Raw genomic sequence first — 15,978 nt, forward strand, 5'->3', positions numbered from 1 at the left:
TCAATTTGGGAGGGGAGTTATCAACTGGCGCGGAACCTAAAGGCCTGATCAGGCCCGGTCAACGCGCGAACGAGCCAAATTTTAGACCTTAGAAATGCGCCCGCTCAATGGGTCAGCGGTTCTGGCCGGGAACCCAGAGCACGTCGCCGGCGCCATTCCCGTTGGCGGCTCGGCTGGCCACGAACAGGAAGTCCGACAGGCGGTTCATATATTGGATGCCAGCCGCACTGACCGGCTCGCCGGGCTGAGCCGCCAGTTTCACCATCACCCGTTCCGCCCTGCGGCATATTGTGCGCGCGACGTGGAGATGAGCCGCAGCCGGCGTGCCGCCCGGCAGCACGAAGGAGGTCAGCGGCGCGAGCTTGTCGTTGAGTGCGTCGATGTCGCGCTCGAGCCGCTCGACCTGGCTCGCCACCACCCGCAGCCGCTCCGCTTTGCCTTCGCACTCGGGCACCGCAAGATCGGCGCCGAGATCGAACAGATCGTTCTGGATACGGCCAAGCATCGCGTCGAGCTCGGGCATAGCCGAGGTGTGGAGCCGCACCACGCCGATCGCGGCATTGGTCTCGTCCACGGTGCCATAGGCCTCGATGCGCAGATCGTATTTCGGACGACGCTCGCCCGAGCCGAGCGCCGTCGTGCCGTCGTCACCGGTTTTCGTGTAGATGCGGTTCAACGTGACCACGTAGACCTCTTAATTTTGGGGCATGATCTCGTCGGAAAGCCGCTTCACACTTTGCGCGAACGCGGCCCTTCGGGTCCGGATCATGCTCTACCGCCCCATGGCCCAAACTGCGAGCATAGCAAGGATGATCGCCACGAACTGAAGCAGCACGCGCCAGCGCATCAGCTTCTGCGAGGTGTTGGGCGAGCCGCCACGCATCATGTTGATGAGCCCGAGCAGCAGCACGAGCGCCACGGCGCCGACCGCGATCGGCAGGATGAAAGTACTCAAGATAGATGCCATTAGGGGTAGATAACACCGTGCTTGCAGATGCGCCATGGTGCTGCGGCAGGCACCGGCGTCATTCCGGGGCGATGCGACGGGACCGCGCGACGCGCGACCCGGAGCATCGAGCCCGGAATCCATCGCTCCAGGTACTTTGCCGCTAAATGGATTCCGGGCTCGCGCTGCGCGCGCCCCGGAATGACGCCGGAGAGGGACAGGCTATCGCCTGCGCGATCTGGCTTTTAGGCCAATAATATCAGAAGCTAGCTGGATGATCTTGGATTTGATGCAGCCGCCCTTCACCTCTCCCCGCTTGCGGGGAGAGGTCGAATTCGATCGCAGATCGAATTCGGGTGAGGGCGGCTCTCCGCGAATCCAACTCTCACCATCCTTGCGGAGGCTTCCCCTCACCCGCCGCGCTCTGGCGCCCAGTTGTGCTGCCGAGCGCGTCGGCCTCTCCCCGCAAGCGGGGCGAGGCGAACGACGCTGCGAGCGTAGGAGAGAGTCGACAGCCAATACAGGTCGCGCATGAAAGCGATCCGCTACATCTACGTCGTCGTGATGGACGCGTTCTACACGTTCCTCGCTGACGACGGCTGGGCGATCGCGAGCCACATCGCCCTGTCGACGCTGATGGCGCTGTTCCCGTTCCTGATCGTGCTAACCTCGCTTGCCGGCTTCTTCGGCTCCAAGGAACTGGCCGACCAGGCCGCCAGCCTGATGCTCCAGATCTGGCCCAAGCAGGTCGCAGATTCGATCTCCGGCGAGGTCCACGACGTGCTGACCACGACCCGCACCGGCGTTCTGACCATCGGCGCGGCGCTGTCGGTCTATTTCGCCTCCAACGGCGTCGAGGCGCTCCGCGTCGCGCTCAACCGCGCCTATGCCGTGGTGGAGATGCGGCGGTGGTACTGGCTGCGGCTGGAATCGATTGCCTACACGTTGATCGCAGCTTTCACTGCGCTTGCCATGGCGTTCCTGATCGTGCTCGGCCCGCTCCTGATCGAAGCGGCGCGACGCCATATCCCGCTGTTCGTCGAGTCCAACGAGAGCATCCTCACCTGGGTGCGGTACGGCATCACCATCAGCGCGCTGGTGGTGGCGCTGTTCATCCTGCATGCCTGGCTGCCGGCGGGACGGCGCAGCTTCCTCCAGATCATGCCGGGCATCGTTTTCACGGTGGTGGCGTCGCTGGTCTCCGGCGTCGTGTTCGGGCAATACTTGGCGCGCTTCGCCAACAATTACGTGACGATGTATGCGGGGCTCGCCTCGGTCATCATCGCGCTGGTGTTTCTGTATTTCATCGCCGCGATTTTCGTGTACGGCGGCGAGCTCAATGCCGCGATCATCAAGTCGCGGCTGCCTCACGGCGTGTCGCTTCAAGCAGCGCAGTCGCTAAAGCCCGCGGAGACACAGGCTTGACCAGGAAGGCGTCGGCACCGGCCTCGCGCGAGGCCGCCTCGTCCTCGCCGCGACCGGAAACGCCGATGATGGGGATCTGAGCCAGCGGCGTCGGCAGCGTGCGGATTCGCCTGATGGCCTCGACGCCGTCGATGCCCGGCAGCACCATATCCATCAGCACCGCGTCGAACCCTCCTTGCGCCAGCCGACCGACCGCATCCTCGCCGCGACCGATGAACTCGGCATGATGGCCGAGCTCGGTCAAAATGGTGTTGAGCACCACGCGCCCGAACGGATTGTCCTCGACGCTGAGCACGCGGAGGGCGGTCACCGCCTCAGGCTCGCTACCGTTCTTTCCTTTGCGCGATTTGCCCGATCCCGCCGCATCCAGCGACACCGTCAGCGTGAACGTGGCGCCGCCGCCGCGGCGCGGAGCGACCGTGATGTCGCCGCCCATTGCGCGCGCCAGCTGCTTCACCGAGGATAGCCCCAGACCGGCGCCGCCGAAGCGCGAGGCAATGGTGACATTGGCCTGGGTGAACGGGCGGAACAGCCGCTTGATTTCGGCCATGGTAAGGCCGATGCCGCTGTCGGATACCGCGAAGGCGATGCCGACCCTGCCCTTATCCTTGGCTTTGCCTTTGCGCTCGTCCTTGGCGGGACGCCAGGGCGCCACCGCAAGCGCCACGCCGCCCCGATCGGTGAATTTCACGGCATTGTCGATCAGGTTCTCGAGCGCAGCGCGCAGGCGGACGGGATCGCCCACCACCAACCCCGGCAACTTCTCGGAAATGTCGACCTGGGCCTGAAGACCCTTGGCCGCGGCGCGGCCGGCCAGCGAATCGCCGGCGCTGCGGGCAAGCGTCTTTAGGTCGAATAGGTCCTGCCGCAGCGTGCTTCCCCCCTTACCTGTCCGGGCAGCGTCCACAAACAGCGTCGCAAGGCTCGCCAGATGTTCGGCGCCGGCCTTGATAGTGTCGGCCCAGCGCCGCTCCCGCTCACCGAGATCGGAGGTCGCGAGCAGGTCGCTGATCGCGAGAATACCGGTCAGGGGGGTGCGGACCTCATGGGCAAAGGCGGCGAGCGCGGCCTGGACCACATCAGGCGCGACCGCCTTGGTGCTGCGCTTACGCAACCGGCCGGCCGCCCCGGACCGCTTCCGAGGCGGTCGCCTGGACGTTCGCGTGGTGCGCATTGGGCGCGTTTTCGCCGCCATAGATCCCCTTCGAACCCCGGGCTCTCGAGCAAGCATGGCACGGCGGAACACCGGGAGTCACGGCGGCGTTTGGCTAACCCCCAGAGAAACTTAACCTAATCCCACCGATCGACGGATGCCGACCGGCGTGGCGCCGGCGGCGCGCAATTCCCGCAGGCCGGTCGAGCGGGTCGATTTCGACAGCTTCCGCCCCTCGCCGTCGCGGATCAGAGCATGGTGGCGATAAGCCGGTTCCGGCAAGCCAAGCAGGACCTGCAGCAGGCGGTGTACCGATGTGGCATGAAACAGGTCCTGGCCCCGCACGATCTCGCTGACGCCCTGGAGGGCGTCGTCGACCACCACGGACAGATGATAGCTGGTCGGCGTCTCCTTGCGGGCCAGGATCACGTCGCCCCAGGCTTCCGGTCGCGCCGACACGATGCCGCGCTCGCCATCCGGCCCCGCGCCGAGTTCGTTCCAATTCAGGCCGGCGACGCGCCGACGGGCCGCCGCCATATCGAGCCGCAGCGCATAAGGCGCGCCGGATGTCATCAGCCGCTCGCGCTCGCCGGCCGACAGCGACTTGGCGTCGCCGGGATAAAGTGGCGCGCCGTCGGGATCGCGCGGCCACGGCCCATCCACCTCGCGCGCGGCTATAAGCCTTGCGATCTCGGCGCGGCTTTCAAAGGCCGGATAGACGAGACCGAGCGCAGAGAGCTTTTCCAGCGCGGCGCGATAGTCGGCAAGATGCTCGGACTGTCGCCGCGCCGGTGTCTCCCAGGAGATTCCGAGCCAGGCGAGATCCTCGTAGATCGCCGTCTCATAGTCCGGCCGACAGCGCGTCGCGTCGATGTCCTCGATCCGCAGCAACAGCCGCCCGCCGGTCTCGCGTGCACGTTCGAAGTTCAGCAGCGCGGAATAGGCGTGGCCGAGATGCAGGAAGCCGTTCGGGCTTGGGGCAAATCGGAAAACGGGTGGCATGAGTTCTCGGTGTATTCGTCATTGCCGGGCTTGACCCGGCAATCCATCTTCCAGGACTCTCGTCAGGAGATGGATGCGCGGGTCCCGCCTACGCCGAAGGCTTCGGCGGGCTTTACGGTATTGGGCCAGCGCAGCTTTAGCAGAGACTGCAAGCCCGTGCATGACGAGTTGAGCAAGCAATGACCATCCACCTCGAATCCCAGTCCGATCTCGAAGAGGCCGTCCATGCGCTGATCAAGCGCGATCCGCGCCTCAAGCCCGTGCTGGAAATCGCCGGCATGCCCGCCTTGCGGCGGCGCGAGCCGGGTTTTGCGGGGCTTGCCCATATCGTGTGTGGGCAGCAGCTCTCGACGGCGAGCGCGGCGGCGATCTGGGGGCGGCTGGCCGCCGCCTTCGATCCGTTCGACCATGAGGCGGTCCGCCGCGCCCGCACCGACCGGCTGGGGCGGCTCGGCCTGTCCGCCGCCAAGATCAAGACGCTGAAGCACCTTGCGCGCGAGATCACGGCGCAACGGCTGAACCTCGAGGTGCTCGCCGAAGAGGATGCCGACGCCGCGCATCACACGTTGATCTCGCTGCCCGGCATCGGCCCCTGGACTGCCGACGTCTATCTGCTGTTTTGCCTGGGCCATGGCGACGCCTGGCCGGCCGGCGACCTCGCCGTGCAGGAGGGGATCAAGATTGGTCTCGGCCTGAAGACGCGGCCGACGGAGAAGCAGATGGCACCGCTCGCCGAGCCCTGGCGTCCGCTGCGCGGCGCGGCGGCGCATCTGTGGTGGAGCTACTATCGTGCGGTGAAGAAACGCGAGGGCATCATCGCCGGCGAGGCGAACACCGTTTCAAACAATGTTGCTGTTGCAAAGCCCTCACGGGTGAAAGAGAAGATGGCCGCACGGAAAAAGCCGAGGCCTTCACCATGACATCGACCGATTTCGTCGTCGCGCGCAACGATCTCGAGCAGTACAAGCTGATCGAAACCGTGGTTCCAGATGCAGCCGCACTGCCGGCGGATGCGCTGCTGGTGAAGGTCGAGCGCTTCGCATTCACCGCCAACAACATCACCTATGCGGTGATGGGTGATGCGCTGAAATACTGGCAGATATTTCCGGCACCACAGGATTTTGGCAACATCCCGGTGTGGGGTTTTGGCGAGGTGATCGCCTCGAAACATCCCGGCGTCACTGTGGACGAGCGGTTGTTCGGCTATTTCCCGATGGCGACGCATCTCGTCATCGAGGCGGCCGACGTCAGCAAGCGCGCGCTTCGTGACGGCGCCGAGCATCGCAAGCAGGTCTCGCCCGTCTACAACCTCTATTCCCGCGTCACCGGCGACCCCGCCTTTGCCGGACATCAGGGCGATCTTCAGGCGCTGCTGCGGCCGCTGTTCATGCTGTCGTTCCTGGTCGACGACTTCCTCGCGGAGAACGACGACTTTGGCGCGCGCTGTGTGCTGCTCTCCAGCGCCTCCAGCAAGACCGCGTTCGGGCTCGCCCATCTCCTGCATGCGCGCGGCCGCAAGGTGATCGGGCTGACCTCGGCGGGCAATGCCGGCTTCGTCGGCTCGCTGCCCTGCTACGACGAGGTCGTCACCTATGATCGCGTCAGCGAGCTGCCGACGGATGCGCCGGTTGCTTTCGTCGACATGGCCGGCAGCAGCGCGTTGCGGGCCGAACTGCATCACCATTTCCACGACCAGATGAAAAGCTCGGTGCGCGTCGGCTTGACGCACCGCGCCACTGATCCCGACGAAGGCACGCTGCCCGGCGCAAAGCCACGCTGGTTCTTCGCGCCCGACCACATCCGCAAGCGTGCCAAGGATTGGGGCCCAGGCGGCATCGAGCAGCGTTTTGGCGCGGCATGGTCCGGCTTCGCGCCGTTGCTGGAGACGTGCTTGGACGTGGTCGAGAGCCGCGGGCCGGAGGCGGTGCGGCGCATTTATCTCAATACGCTGAGGGGCCGCATTCCGCCTGAGCAGGGCCACATGCTTTCGCTGCTTGGGTAAAGCGCTTTTGACATAGGCTATTCCAGTATAGCCTCGATCTCCATGATTGGAGCATGATCTCTTCGGAAAACCGCTGCACACTTTTGCAGATCATGCTCGCGAGGAAACGCCGCGAAGACGGCCACGAGGTCGCGCATGCTGGACAGGACGAAGGATATTTCTGTCTCCGCGCAAGCCTGGTTCGACGCGTTCGAGCGCATGCTGGGCGAGCCCGAGCCCCACGCGCTGAGCAGCCTGTTCCTCGCCGACAGCTTTTGGCGCGATGTGCTGGCGCTGAGCTGGAACCTGCAAACGCTTGCCGTACGAGATGAGATCGCACAGGCGTTGGCGATGCTCGCGGGCGAAGCGGCGCCGACCAACTTCGAAATCGCGCAGAACCGCGCGCCGCCACGTTGGGTCACGCGCGCCGGCACCAGCACTATCGAGGCGATCTTCAATTTCGAGACCGCGATCGGACGTGGCAGCGGCATCGTGCGGCTCGTTCCCGATACTGCCGATGGCGACCGCCTGAAGGCGTGGACACTGCTCACCGCGCTCGACGAACTCAGGGGGTTCGAGGAGCAGCTCGGCACGTCGCGGCCGCGTGGTCAGGCCTATTCGCGCGATTTTCGCGGGCCGAACTGGCTCGACCAGCGCAACGCCGCACGTGACTACGCCGATCGCGACCCGGCTGTGCTGGTGGTCGGCGGCGGCCAGGCCGGGCTCTCCATTGCGGCGCGGTTGAAGCAGTTGAATGTCGACACGTTGATCGCCGATCGCGCGATGAGGATCGGCGACAACTGGCGCAAGCGCTACCATGCCCTGACCTTGCACAACCAAGTGCAGGTCAATCATCTGCCCTACATGCCGTTTCCGCCGAGCTGGCCGACCTATATCCCCAAGGACAAGCTCGCCAACTGGTTCGAGTCTTACGTCGAGGCCATGGAGCTCAACTTCTGGACCGGCACCGAATTCGAGGGCGGCGTCTATGACGAGGCGAAGGGGCACTGGACCGTGACGCTGCGGCGCGCCGACGGCAGCAAGCGGACCATGCATCCACGCCATGTCGTGATGGCGACCGGCGTGAGCGGCATCGCCAACATGCCTGATATTCCGACCCTCGCCGATTTCAAGGGCACGCTGCTGCATTCCAGCCGCTATGAGGACGGCGAGAACTGGACGGGAAAGCGCGCCATCGTGATCGGCACCGGCAATAGCGGCCACGACATAGCGCAGGACCTTTACTCCAGCGGCGCCGAGGTGACGCTGGTGCAGCGTTCGCCGACGCTCGTCACCAATATCGAGCCCTCGGCACAGCTCGCCTACGCGACCTACAATGAGGGCACGCTCGAGGACAATGATCTGATCGCGGCCTCGATGCCGACACCGCTCGCGAGGAAGACCCATGTAATGCTGACGGAGCAGTCGAAGGAGCTCGACAAGGAGCTGCTCGACGGCCTGCAGCGGGTCGGCTTCAAGCTGGACTTCGGCGAGGCCAGCACCGGCTGGCAATTCAAATATCTCACCCGCGGCGGCGGCTATTATTTCAACGTCGGCTGCTCCAACCTGATCATCGAGGGCGCGATCAAGCTGAAGCAGTTTTCCGACATCGAGAGCTTCGTCACCGAGGGCGCGCGGATGAAGGACGGCTCGATCATTCCGGCCGATCTCATCGTACTCTCCACCGGCTACAAGCCGCAGGAATACCTGGTGCGGAAATTGTTTGGCGACGCCATCGCCGACCGCGTCGGTCCGGTCTGGGGCTTTGGCGACGGCTTCGAGCTGCGCAACATGTACGCCCGCACGAAACAGCCGGGTCTCTGGTTCATCGCCGGCAGCCTCGCGCAGTGCCGGATCAACTCGAAATATCTCGCGCTGCAGATCAAGGCGATCGAGGAAGGGATTTTGGGACGTGAGGTGAGCACAGCTTAAGCCTCTCGTCGTTGCGAGCGCAGCGAAGCAATCCAGAATCTTTCCGCAGAGACAGTCTGGATTGCTTCGCGGAGCCTGTCATCGGGCCGCGCTTCGCGCGGACCCGTTGGCTCGCAATGACGGTGTGGAGACGATCGCGCATCGCCGCTACGAAAAAGGAGACTGACCAATGCCAGCCATTCTCGGCACCGGTGAGCACCGCTACCGCGTCGTCGACAACTTCGCAAAACTGCCGGACGGCTGGCAGCTCACCGACGTCGCCTCGGTCGCGGTCGACAGCAAGGACCAGATCTACGTCTTCAACCGCGGTGCCCATCCGATGGTGGTGCTGGACCGCCAGGGCAATTTCCTGCGCAGTTTTGGCGAAGGCCTGTTCTCGCGCGCGCATGGCCTGCATATCGACGCGGACGACAATCTCTATTGCACTGATGACGGCGACCACACGGTGCGCAAGTGCACCACTGGTGGCAAGGTGCTGCTGACGATCGGCATCCCCGAGAAGCCGGCGCCATTCATGAGCGGCGATCCTTTCCATCGCTGCACCCACACCGCGCTGTCGCCGAAGGGCGAGATCTACGTCTCCGACGGCTATGGCAATGCGCGCGTGCACAAGTTCACGCCCGACGGCAGGCTGCTCAAGAGCTGGGGCGAGCCCGGCACCGACCCCGGGCAGTTCAACATCGTGCACAATATTGCCACCGACGCCGACGGCTGGGTTTACGTCGCCGACCGCGAGAACCATCGGGTGCAGGTGTTCAACGGTGAGGGCAAATACGAGACGCAGTGGAACAACCTGCACCGCCCCTGCGCGCTGTGCTGCTGCGGCGCGGCTAAGAGCCCGACCTTCGTGATCGGCGAGTTCGGCCCCGGCATGGCCGTCAACCGCAAGGTGCCTAATCTCGGTCCGCGGCTGTCGATCGTAGATGACAAGGGCAAGCGTATTGCCCGGCTCGGCGGCGAAGAAGGTCCGGGCGTCGCCAGCGGCAAGTTCCTGGCGCCCCACGGCATCGCGCTGGATTCGAAGGGCGACATCTATGTCGGCGAGGTCGGCGTCACCGACTGGAAGACCAGCTTTCCGGACGAGGAGATGCCGGCCGCGGTGCGCACGACTCGGTGCCTGCAGAAGCTGGAGCGGGTGCGGGAGTAGCCAAGGCAGGGCCGCAACGCACCGTGAAGGCGGTTCCGGGCCTGCCGCATGGCCCCCCGGAATCGCGGCTTTTTGGGCGCTTTTGCCACCCCGCCGCCGCATTGCTCGCGACTGAATAAGTCGCTCAACGGGCTTCACAATCCCGTCACGCTGCATGTAGTATGTCAGTACATGCTGCTTCGCAGCGTATATTGGAGGCCGGGAGCGTTACTTGAACGCACATGTCTCGCAAGGCAGTTGGCCGGTGTTGGTGCTGAATGCGGACTTCCGGCCGCTGAGTTACTACCCACTGTCTCTGTGGTCGTGGCAGGACGCGATCAAGGCGGTGTTCCTCGACCGCGTCAACATCGTCGCGCATTACGACCAGGCGGTTCGAAGTCCGACGTTAGAGATGCAACTGCCGAGCGTGGTTTCGCTCAAATCCTTCGTCAAGCCGACCACCCATCCCGCCTTCACCCGTTTCAACGTCTTCCTCCGCGACCGCTTCAATTGCCAATATTGCGGCTCGCCCGAAGACCTCACCTTCGATCACATCATCCCGCGCAGCAAAGGCGGCCAGACCACTTGGGAGAACGTGGTCGCGGCGTGCTCGCCCTGTAATCTGCGCAAAGGCAATCTCACGCCGGCGCAAGCAAAAATGTTTCCGCGCCAGAGCGCGTTCGCGCCGACCGTGCACCAGCTCCACCGCAACGGCCGCCTGTTTCCGCCGAACTATCTGCACGACAGCTGGCTGGACTATCTTTACTGGGATACCGAGCTGGATCCGTAAGGGCGCGCGTTCCCCCGGCTCGCACGCGCTACGGCGCAATGATGTGCAGCGTGTCCCGCGGCGGAAGCGTCGTGCTGAATGCACGAAGCGCTGAGGTCACTTCCGCCTCGTTGCCCAGTGGCGTTCGATAGAGTGCGACGTTTCTTTGTGACAGGGTCACGGTCTTTGTCTCGAGAACGGCGACCTTTGTCCAGTCCGCAGGTACCCCCTTCGGAAACCAGGCGTCATAGATCATCGCCAGGCCGACCCCATGCTTGCTCGCGAGAGCCGCCATCTCGGGCGGCCCGTACTCTCCCGCGATCCTCGCCTTGCGCACGTCCTCCGAACCAAGGCCCCAGAGATCGAGCACGTAATCGGTATTGCCGTAGGCGACCAGACCCAAATCGTTGACCCCGACCGCATGCCTGTAGAACGAACGGGCAAAGCGAGCCAATTGATATTGCTGCTCGTAGATATCGCTTGCGGCGATCGGCGAGACTATCGCGGAGGTCACGTACGGCATGGCCGCAGTGCCAAGCCCGAAGGCCAGGGCGACCTTCGCAATCGACCACCGCAACGCCGAGAGATGCGGCCTCACCTGCCCGGCAGCCCATAGTAGGGCAGCCGTCGCAAGCGCCATGATGTAGACCTCATACCGGTTGAGCCAGCCGTATTGGCCAAAGACTAGATGCGCACTGATGGCAGCTATGACGCTCAGAAGGACAATCAGTGCCTCGCGATCTGTGCGCAGCCAGTTCGCGCAGATCGCAACTGCAAGCCCGAGCATGATCAGCCGCAGACCATAGACGTTCGTCAAGCTCCGCAGCACGTTGTTGATAATCGCCGAAAATGAGCCTGCGGTCTCATCGAGGTTGGCGAGATACCCCTTCAACAGCACCGAACTCGGCAGAAGCGGCAGGCCACGCGACGACATCAGCGCGCAATAGCCCAACAGGCTGATGATCATGACAAATGCCGCGCCGGCGGCAAAGCGTCTGTAACCAAGCATCGCGAAGCCGGCAGTCGCGGCACAGGCGAATGCTGCCCCTTCGAAGCGGATCAAGGGAAGAAGCACCAGAGCGAGAAAATGCAGCGAGGTTGGCGCGGATTTGCGCGCCGCCGCGGCAAGGCCAGCAAAGGTCACGACGGATGCCCAAACGTGAACGCTGTGCTCCATGCCGGTCATGGGTAGCGCGACGGCACTCGTGTTGAAAACGAGAAGCGGGACGATCACGCAGGTAAGTGGACCCGCATCGAACAGCCGACTCGTTTCGAACAGGCGCAGCAGGGCAAAAATTGTCGCACACGCCGCGGCAGCATTGATCAGCAGCGGACCGAAAACGCCGAGATGCATCGCCTCGGTCAATGCCAGAATATATGGCCAAAGGACCGACGAACTGGGCGACGAATATTCCCCAGCGTTGATGCCGTAGCCACCTGAGAGAATTTGATCCGCAACCGCAAGATGGATGTAGGCGTCGTCCAGCGTGAATACGAGCCTGAAGTCGCAGAGAACCACGCTGACGATGATCGCCGCCGCAAATAGCGACAGCCAAAGCAGTACGGCGATCGTTGAAGGGCTTCTCCACACAGCGCCCAGGCCCGCAGGCGACGACCCACGCGCCTCTTTCAGGCGACCGAAATCACCAACGATGACCGTCACACGACTCCCCCAGTCAAAGCGCGGCCTGCGCGAGGACCCCGCCGTCAGTTATGACCATACGGCACAAGGGCTTAATCCTGGATTTTCCGCGTCTTCGATTCTGATCGATTGCGTCAGTTCATTGTTAACCACGGTGACCGGCTGCTTCGGCTTACCCGCAGATTTCCGCCTCGGCCGCAATCCAGCACGAACCCGGAATCGTTTCCGGTTCGTTACCGTCCCTTAAGGCTCCAATGGCAGTTTGGGCGGGATCCGCGCGCTCGCCTGCCCAGCCGCCGGTCGGTCAGGTCTAAGGTCGTCGCTCATGTTTGCCGAGACGCTCGAAGCGGTTCAGTCCTCGCCGTCGAAGCGGGCGGCCTATGTTCGCTTCGTGCTGGTGGCTCTGGCGGCGATCGTCCTCTTCAAGACTTTCTGGTTCGCACGCTGGGGCGGTTGGACGGATCGCGAGCTCGCCGACTTCGATGCCTTTCACATCGTCGCGCTGCACGTCTGGCGCGGCGATCTCGACCAGGTCTATCATTTCGAGGCGCTGCTGAAGATGCAGATGGAGGCCGCCGGCGGCGCCACCGGCTTCATGCCCTGGACCTATCCGCCACAATACGACCTCCTGGTCGCGCCGTTCGCCTTCCTGCCGGTCGGCGTCGGCTACCTCCTTTTCACCACCGCAACACTCGCGCTCTATCTCGTGACGCTCCGCGCGATAGCCGGCAGGAACTTCGCACAAGTGCTCGTGATCCTGTTTCCGGCGCTGGCGATCACCATCGGCTGCGGGCAGAACGGATTCCTCACCGGCGCGCTGATCGGGCTCGTATGCCTCAACGTGGAACGGCGGCAGTGGCTCGCCGGCTTTGCCCTCGGGGCCATGGTGATCAAGCCGCACCTTGCGATTGCCGCCGGCCTCTATCTGCTGATGACGCGGCGCTGGATTGCGCTCGGAACGGCTGCGACCGTCGTTCTGGTGAGCTCGCTGCTCTGCACGCTCCTGTTCGGCTGGCAGATCTGGACAGCCTGGCTTGGCGCGATCAGGGAATCGGCGAGCTTTCTCGAGCAGGGCTTCTACCCGCTGTTCCGGATGATCTCGGCCTACGCCGCATTGTACAAGGCCGGCCTGCCGGCGAGCATTGCCTTCTGGGGGCAGGCGGCCGTCGCGGGAGCAGCCTTGCTCGCCGTCCTTCTCGGCCCGGTGCGCAACGCATCGTCGAAGTTCGCCCTCGGCGTCACCGTGATGGTGTCGGTGATGATCAGTCCCTATGCCTATGACTACGATCTGCCGATGCTCGGAATCGGTCTGGCCCTGATACTGCCCGAGCTCGCCAAGCTGGCGAGCCAGCGCGAGCGCAGCGCGATTTACGGGCTGGTCCTGCTCGCTGGGGCCTATGGATTGTTGCAATCGGGGCGGCTGGCGGTGCAGTTCGGGCAGAAGGCCGATCCCGATCAGCATTTCGCACCCGCCATCGGCGGCTTCGCGCTGATGGCACTGCTGGTTCTGCTGCTGCGACTGCTGTTGCGCGGGATGCAGCCGTCGCCCGCGCTGCCGCGAACCGCGCAAGCCACCGAGTAAGGCCTCCAGCCCACTGCAAATGCGAAGGACGGAACCGGATCGGCCGGCGCTCGTTCAGATGAGAGCGCACGCTGCGCCGCGTGCCGCGGCGCAACCGAGGAGGCTCATCATGCCCACAGCCGAACATGATCACGTCTACAAGATCCTGGAACTGGTCGGATCATCCGAGACGTCGATCGAGGATGCGATCAAGAACGCGATCGGCCGCGCTGCCAAGACCATTCGCGAGATGAAATGGTTCGAGGTGGTGCAGACACGGGGTCACATCGAGAACGGCACCGTCCGTCACTATCAAGTGACGCTGCGCGTCGGCTTCACGCTGGAGGGATGACGCAGCGAACGCGGACGAAGTTCGCCCTGCGGCGCGGTGGTTAACAACCGCCGAGGAGAGTCAATCAAGATATCGTCAACTCCCTCCGGGTGAATACGGACGCGCAAAATCATCGCAGAAGTTGCAATAGGCCGTTAAGGCCAAAGTGAGAGGTTTGCTCCGAGATGGAGCAAGCCTGATGGTGACGAGCCGCGAACTCGGCAAGACGCGCCTTCCGCTCTGGGCGGCGGGGTTCATCGTGCTGATTTGCGTTGAGATCCTCGGCTTGAGCGCCTGGCGCGAATGGGAAGCGCGCAATGCCGATCTCAGGACCGCCGAGATCGACGTCACCAATCTGGCGCATTCGCTGATCCAGCACGCGGACGATACGTTCGAACTCGCCGATACGATCCTGGTCGGTTTGGTACATCGGCTCGAAATCGACGGGACGGGTCCGGATGCGATTGCGAAACTCCAGGCCTATCTGCCGACACGCAAATCATCGGACCGCATCCGCGGCATCTTCATCTACGATGCGACCGGCGGGTGGCTTGCCACGACTGAACACGTCGACTTCTCCAAGCTCAACAACAGCGACCGCGACTATTTCCGTCACCATCGCGACTCGCCGGCGACGGGCACGCTGATCGGACCGCCCGTCAAGAGCAAAGCCGGCGGCCAATGGATTATCACCGTGTCCCGCCGGATCAACGATTCCGACGGCGGCTTCGCCGGCGTTGCCCTGCTCACGATCGACGTCAGCTATTTCGTCAAATTCTACGAGCGCTTCGACTTCGGGCCGAACGGCTCGGCCTCGCTGCTCAACAATAGCGGCACCATGCTGGCGCGCAGTCGCGACGAGAGAGGCGCCTTCGTCGGACGCGACCTGTCCAATGCGCCCTTGTTCAGAAGTTGGAAAAGCCGCCCCCCCGGGGCGGTCTACTATTTTAGGTCGCCGATCGATGGCATGGACCGGCTGAGCTACTACCAGCGCAGCAGCCGCTATCCCCTGATGGTGCTGGCGAGCAAGTCGCAAGACGACGTGCTGGCCTCCTGGCGGCGCGCAGCGACCACACGCATGACCTTCGTCCTCGGCCTCGTTGTGCTGATCGCATTGATCGGCTCCTACCTGGTCCGTCAACTGGTGCAGCGGCAGCGCATGGCTCAGGCCTTGGTCGCCAAGGAAGCAAATTTCCGCCTGCTGGCCGAGCAATCCAGCGACATGGTGACCCGGATCGGACTGGACAACCGGGTACTCTACGTCTCTCCCTCATGCGCGCGCATCACCGGCTGGTCCGCGGAGGAATTGCTGGGCACGTCGGCGCTCGCCGGCATTCACGCGGACGACATGGAACGGGTCCGGCAGGCCATCACCGCGCTGAGGAACGGCGAGGCCGAGGAGGCGCGGTTCGTCTATCGCCAGCATCATCGCGACAAGGGCGAGATCTGGGCCGAGGCGGCGCTGCACGTGACGCTGGCGTCGGACAGCGGTGCGATCGACGGCGTCGTCGCGGTGGTGCGCGACATGACCGAGCAGAAGGACCTTCAGGACAAACTTGCCTCGCTGGCAACGACCGACGGCCTCACCGGTCTCGCCAACCGGCGCGCATTCGACGAACGCCTTGCCGACGAATGGGCGCGTGCCCGGCGCGACGGCACGCAGCTCTCGTTGCTGCTGATCGATGTCGATCATTTCAAGAAGTTCAATGACCATTACGGACATCTGGCGGGCGACGCCTGCCTGCGCGCGCTCGGCCGGATTCTGTCCACCTACGCGAGGCGTCCGGCCGACCTCGCGGCGCGTTACGGCGGCGAGGAATTCGCGGTGCTGTTGCCGAACACCGGCCCGGATGGTTGCGCCGAGGTCGGCGAAGGAATCCGCCAGGCGCTGCTCGATCTCGCCATGCTGCACGCGCAGAATCCGCCTTCCCGGCTGGTGACTGCGAGCGTCGGCGGCGCGGCTGCTCTTCCGTCCCAGACCACGATGGACTGCAGCACGCTGGTCGCGGCCGCCGACCGCGCGCTCTACGCCGCCAAGGACAGCGGCCGTGACCGGCTGGTGATGTCGGGACAGGTGGTCCCCTGGCCCGCGAAGAGCGCGTGACGAAGA

At 64.0% G+C, this 15,978-nt stretch carries 14 protein-coding genes; 9 read left to right on the forward strand and 5 right to left on the reverse strand.

Annotated features, from left to right (window positions below):
* Positions 1–112 precede the first annotated feature (112 nt).
* Together BLV07_RS25635 and BLV07_RS25640 are read right to left on the reverse strand one after the other, a co-directional pair.
* Positions 113–685 (reverse strand): cob(I)yrinic acid a,c-diamide adenosyltransferase, encoded by a 573-nt coding sequence (locus BLV07_RS25635; protein WP_091891275.1) that lies wholly within the window; start codon positions 683–685, stop codon positions 113–115.
* 87 nt (positions 686–772) lie between these two features.
* Complete coding sequence (locus BLV07_RS25640; RefSeq protein ID WP_091891278.1) at positions 773–967, reverse strand: twin transmembrane helix small protein; 195 nt, start codon at positions 965–967, stop codon at positions 773–775.
* 510 nt (positions 968–1,477) lie between these two features.
* Between BLV07_RS25640 and BLV07_RS25645 the strand changes: the two genes are divergently transcribed.
* Positions 1,478–2,371: a YihY/virulence factor BrkB family protein gene (locus tag BLV07_RS25645; RefSeq protein WP_091891281.1), complete on the forward strand. Its 894-nt coding sequence runs from the start codon at positions 1,478–1,480 to the stop codon at positions 2,369–2,371.
* Here BLV07_RS25645 and BLV07_RS25650 read toward each other — a convergent pair.
* Positions 2,298–3,566 (reverse strand): ATP-binding protein, encoded by a 1,269-nt coding sequence (locus tag BLV07_RS25650; protein WP_091891284.1) that lies wholly within the window; start codon positions 3,564–3,566, stop codon positions 2,298–2,300. The genes BLV07_RS25645 and BLV07_RS25650 overlap by 74 nt on opposite strands.
* Before the next feature lie 90 nt (positions 3,567–3,656).
* Complete coding sequence (gene gluQRS, locus BLV07_RS25655; protein WP_091891286.1) at positions 3,657–4,526, reverse strand: tRNA glutamyl-Q(34) synthetase GluQRS; 870 nt, start codon at positions 4,524–4,526, stop codon at positions 3,657–3,659.
* 179 nt (positions 4,527–4,705) lie between these two features.
* Between gluQRS and BLV07_RS25660 the strand changes: the two genes are divergently transcribed.
* The 5 genes from BLV07_RS25660 to BLV07_RS25680 all read left to right on the forward strand — a co-directional run bounded on the left by BLV07_RS25660 (position 4,706) and on the right by BLV07_RS25680 (position 10,355).
* A complete protein-coding gene (locus BLV07_RS25660; RefSeq protein WP_091891289.1) occupies positions 4,706–5,446 on the forward strand; it encodes a DNA-3-methyladenine glycosylase family protein in 741 nt (246 codons plus the stop codon).
* Positions 5,443–6,528 carry a DUF2855 family protein gene (locus BLV07_RS25665; RefSeq protein WP_091891293.1) on the forward strand — a complete coding sequence of 362 codons (1,086 nt, stop codon included), beginning with the start codon at positions 5,443–5,445 and terminating at the stop codon, positions 6,526–6,528. Before BLV07_RS25660 ends, BLV07_RS25665 begins: the two co-directional genes overlap by 4 nt.
* A gap of 135 nt (positions 6,529–6,663) precedes the next feature.
* Positions 6,664–8,439: a flavin-containing monooxygenase gene (locus BLV07_RS25670; protein ID WP_143035490.1), complete on the forward strand. Its 1,776-nt coding sequence runs from the start codon at positions 6,664–6,666 to the stop codon at positions 8,437–8,439.
* Positions 8,440–8,608: 169 nt separating this feature from the next.
* Positions 8,609–9,586 carry a peptidyl-alpha-hydroxyglycine alpha-amidating lyase family protein gene (locus tag BLV07_RS47735; protein WP_091891296.1) on the forward strand — a complete coding sequence of 326 codons (978 nt, stop codon included), beginning with the start codon at positions 8,609–8,611 and terminating at the stop codon, positions 9,584–9,586.
* A 211-nt stretch (positions 9,587–9,797) separates the two neighbouring features.
* Positions 9,798–10,355, forward strand: a complete 558-nt coding sequence (locus BLV07_RS25680; RefSeq protein ID WP_018646514.1) for an HNH endonuclease — start codon at positions 9,798–9,800, stop codon at positions 10,353–10,355.
* Between the two features lie 28 nt (positions 10,356–10,383).
* Here the strand turns inward: BLV07_RS25680 and BLV07_RS25685 are convergent, their stop codons facing one another.
* Complete coding sequence (locus BLV07_RS25685; protein ID WP_244551209.1) at positions 10,384–11,997, reverse strand: DUF8728 domain-containing protein; 1,614 nt, start codon at positions 11,995–11,997, stop codon at positions 10,384–10,386.
* Between the two features lie 304 nt (positions 11,998–12,301).
* Between BLV07_RS25685 and BLV07_RS25690 the strand changes: the two genes are divergently transcribed.
* The 3 genes from BLV07_RS25690 (at position 12,302) to BLV07_RS25700 (ending at position 15,972) form a co-directional block, all read left to right on the forward strand.
* Complete coding sequence (locus tag BLV07_RS25690) at positions 12,302–13,558, forward strand: glycosyltransferase family 87 protein (RefSeq protein ID WP_091891299.1); 1,257 nt, start codon at positions 12,302–12,304, stop codon at positions 13,556–13,558.
* A 109-nt stretch (positions 13,559–13,667) separates the two neighbouring features.
* Entirely contained in the window at positions 13,668–13,889 is a 222-nt protein-coding gene (locus BLV07_RS25695) for a dodecin (RefSeq protein ID WP_091891394.1), read from the forward strand.
* Between the two features lie 178 nt (positions 13,890–14,067).
* A complete protein-coding gene (locus BLV07_RS25700; protein WP_091891302.1) occupies positions 14,068–15,972 on the forward strand; it encodes a sensor domain-containing diguanylate cyclase in 1,905 nt (634 codons plus the stop codon).
* The last annotated feature ends 6 nt before the right edge of the window (positions 15,973–15,978 follow it).

This window comes from Bradyrhizobium sp. Rc2d, assembly GCF_900099855.1.
GTDB lineage: Bacteria > Pseudomonadota > Alphaproteobacteria > Rhizobiales > Xanthobacteraceae > Bradyrhizobium.

What these genes read in the sequence shown, in the direction of transcription:
- BLV07_RS25640 (WP_091891278.1), bottom strand. Translation starts at nt 967, where the DNA reads ATGGCATCTATCTTGAGTACTTTCATCCTGCCGATCGCGGTCGGCGCC.
- BLV07_RS25645 (WP_091891281.1), top strand. Translation starts at nt 1,478, where the DNA reads ATGAAAGCGATCCGCTACATCTACGTCGTCGTGATGGACGCGTTCTAC.
- BLV07_RS25650 (WP_091891284.1), bottom strand. Translation starts at nt 3,566, where the DNA reads ATGGCGGCGAAAACGCGCCCAATGCGCACCACGCGAACGTCCAGGCGA.
- gluQRS (WP_091891286.1), bottom strand. Translation starts at nt 4,526, where the DNA reads ATGCCACCCGTTTTCCGATTTGCCCCAAGCCCGAACGGCTTCCTGCAT.
- BLV07_RS25660 (WP_091891289.1), top strand. Translation starts at nt 4,706, where the DNA reads ATGACCATCCACCTCGAATCCCAGTCCGATCTCGAAGAGGCCGTCCAT.
- BLV07_RS25665 (WP_091891293.1), top strand. Translation starts at nt 5,443, where the DNA reads ATGACATCGACCGATTTCGTCGTCGCGCGCAACGATCTCGAGCAGTAC.
- BLV07_RS25670 (WP_143035490.1), top strand. Translation starts at nt 6,664, where the DNA reads ATGCTGGACAGGACGAAGGATATTTCTGTCTCCGCGCAAGCCTGGTTC.
- BLV07_RS47735 (WP_091891296.1), top strand. Translation starts at nt 8,609, where the DNA reads ATGCCAGCCATTCTCGGCACCGGTGAGCACCGCTACCGCGTCGTCGAC.
- BLV07_RS25690 (WP_091891299.1), top strand. Translation starts at nt 12,302, where the DNA reads ATGTTTGCCGAGACGCTCGAAGCGGTTCAGTCCTCGCCGTCGAAGCGG.
- BLV07_RS25695 (WP_091891394.1), top strand. Translation starts at nt 13,668, where the DNA reads ATGCCCACAGCCGAACATGATCACGTCTACAAGATCCTGGAACTGGTC.
- BLV07_RS25700 (WP_091891302.1), top strand. Translation starts at nt 14,068, where the DNA reads ATGGTGACGAGCCGCGAACTCGGCAAGACGCGCCTTCCGCTCTGGGCG.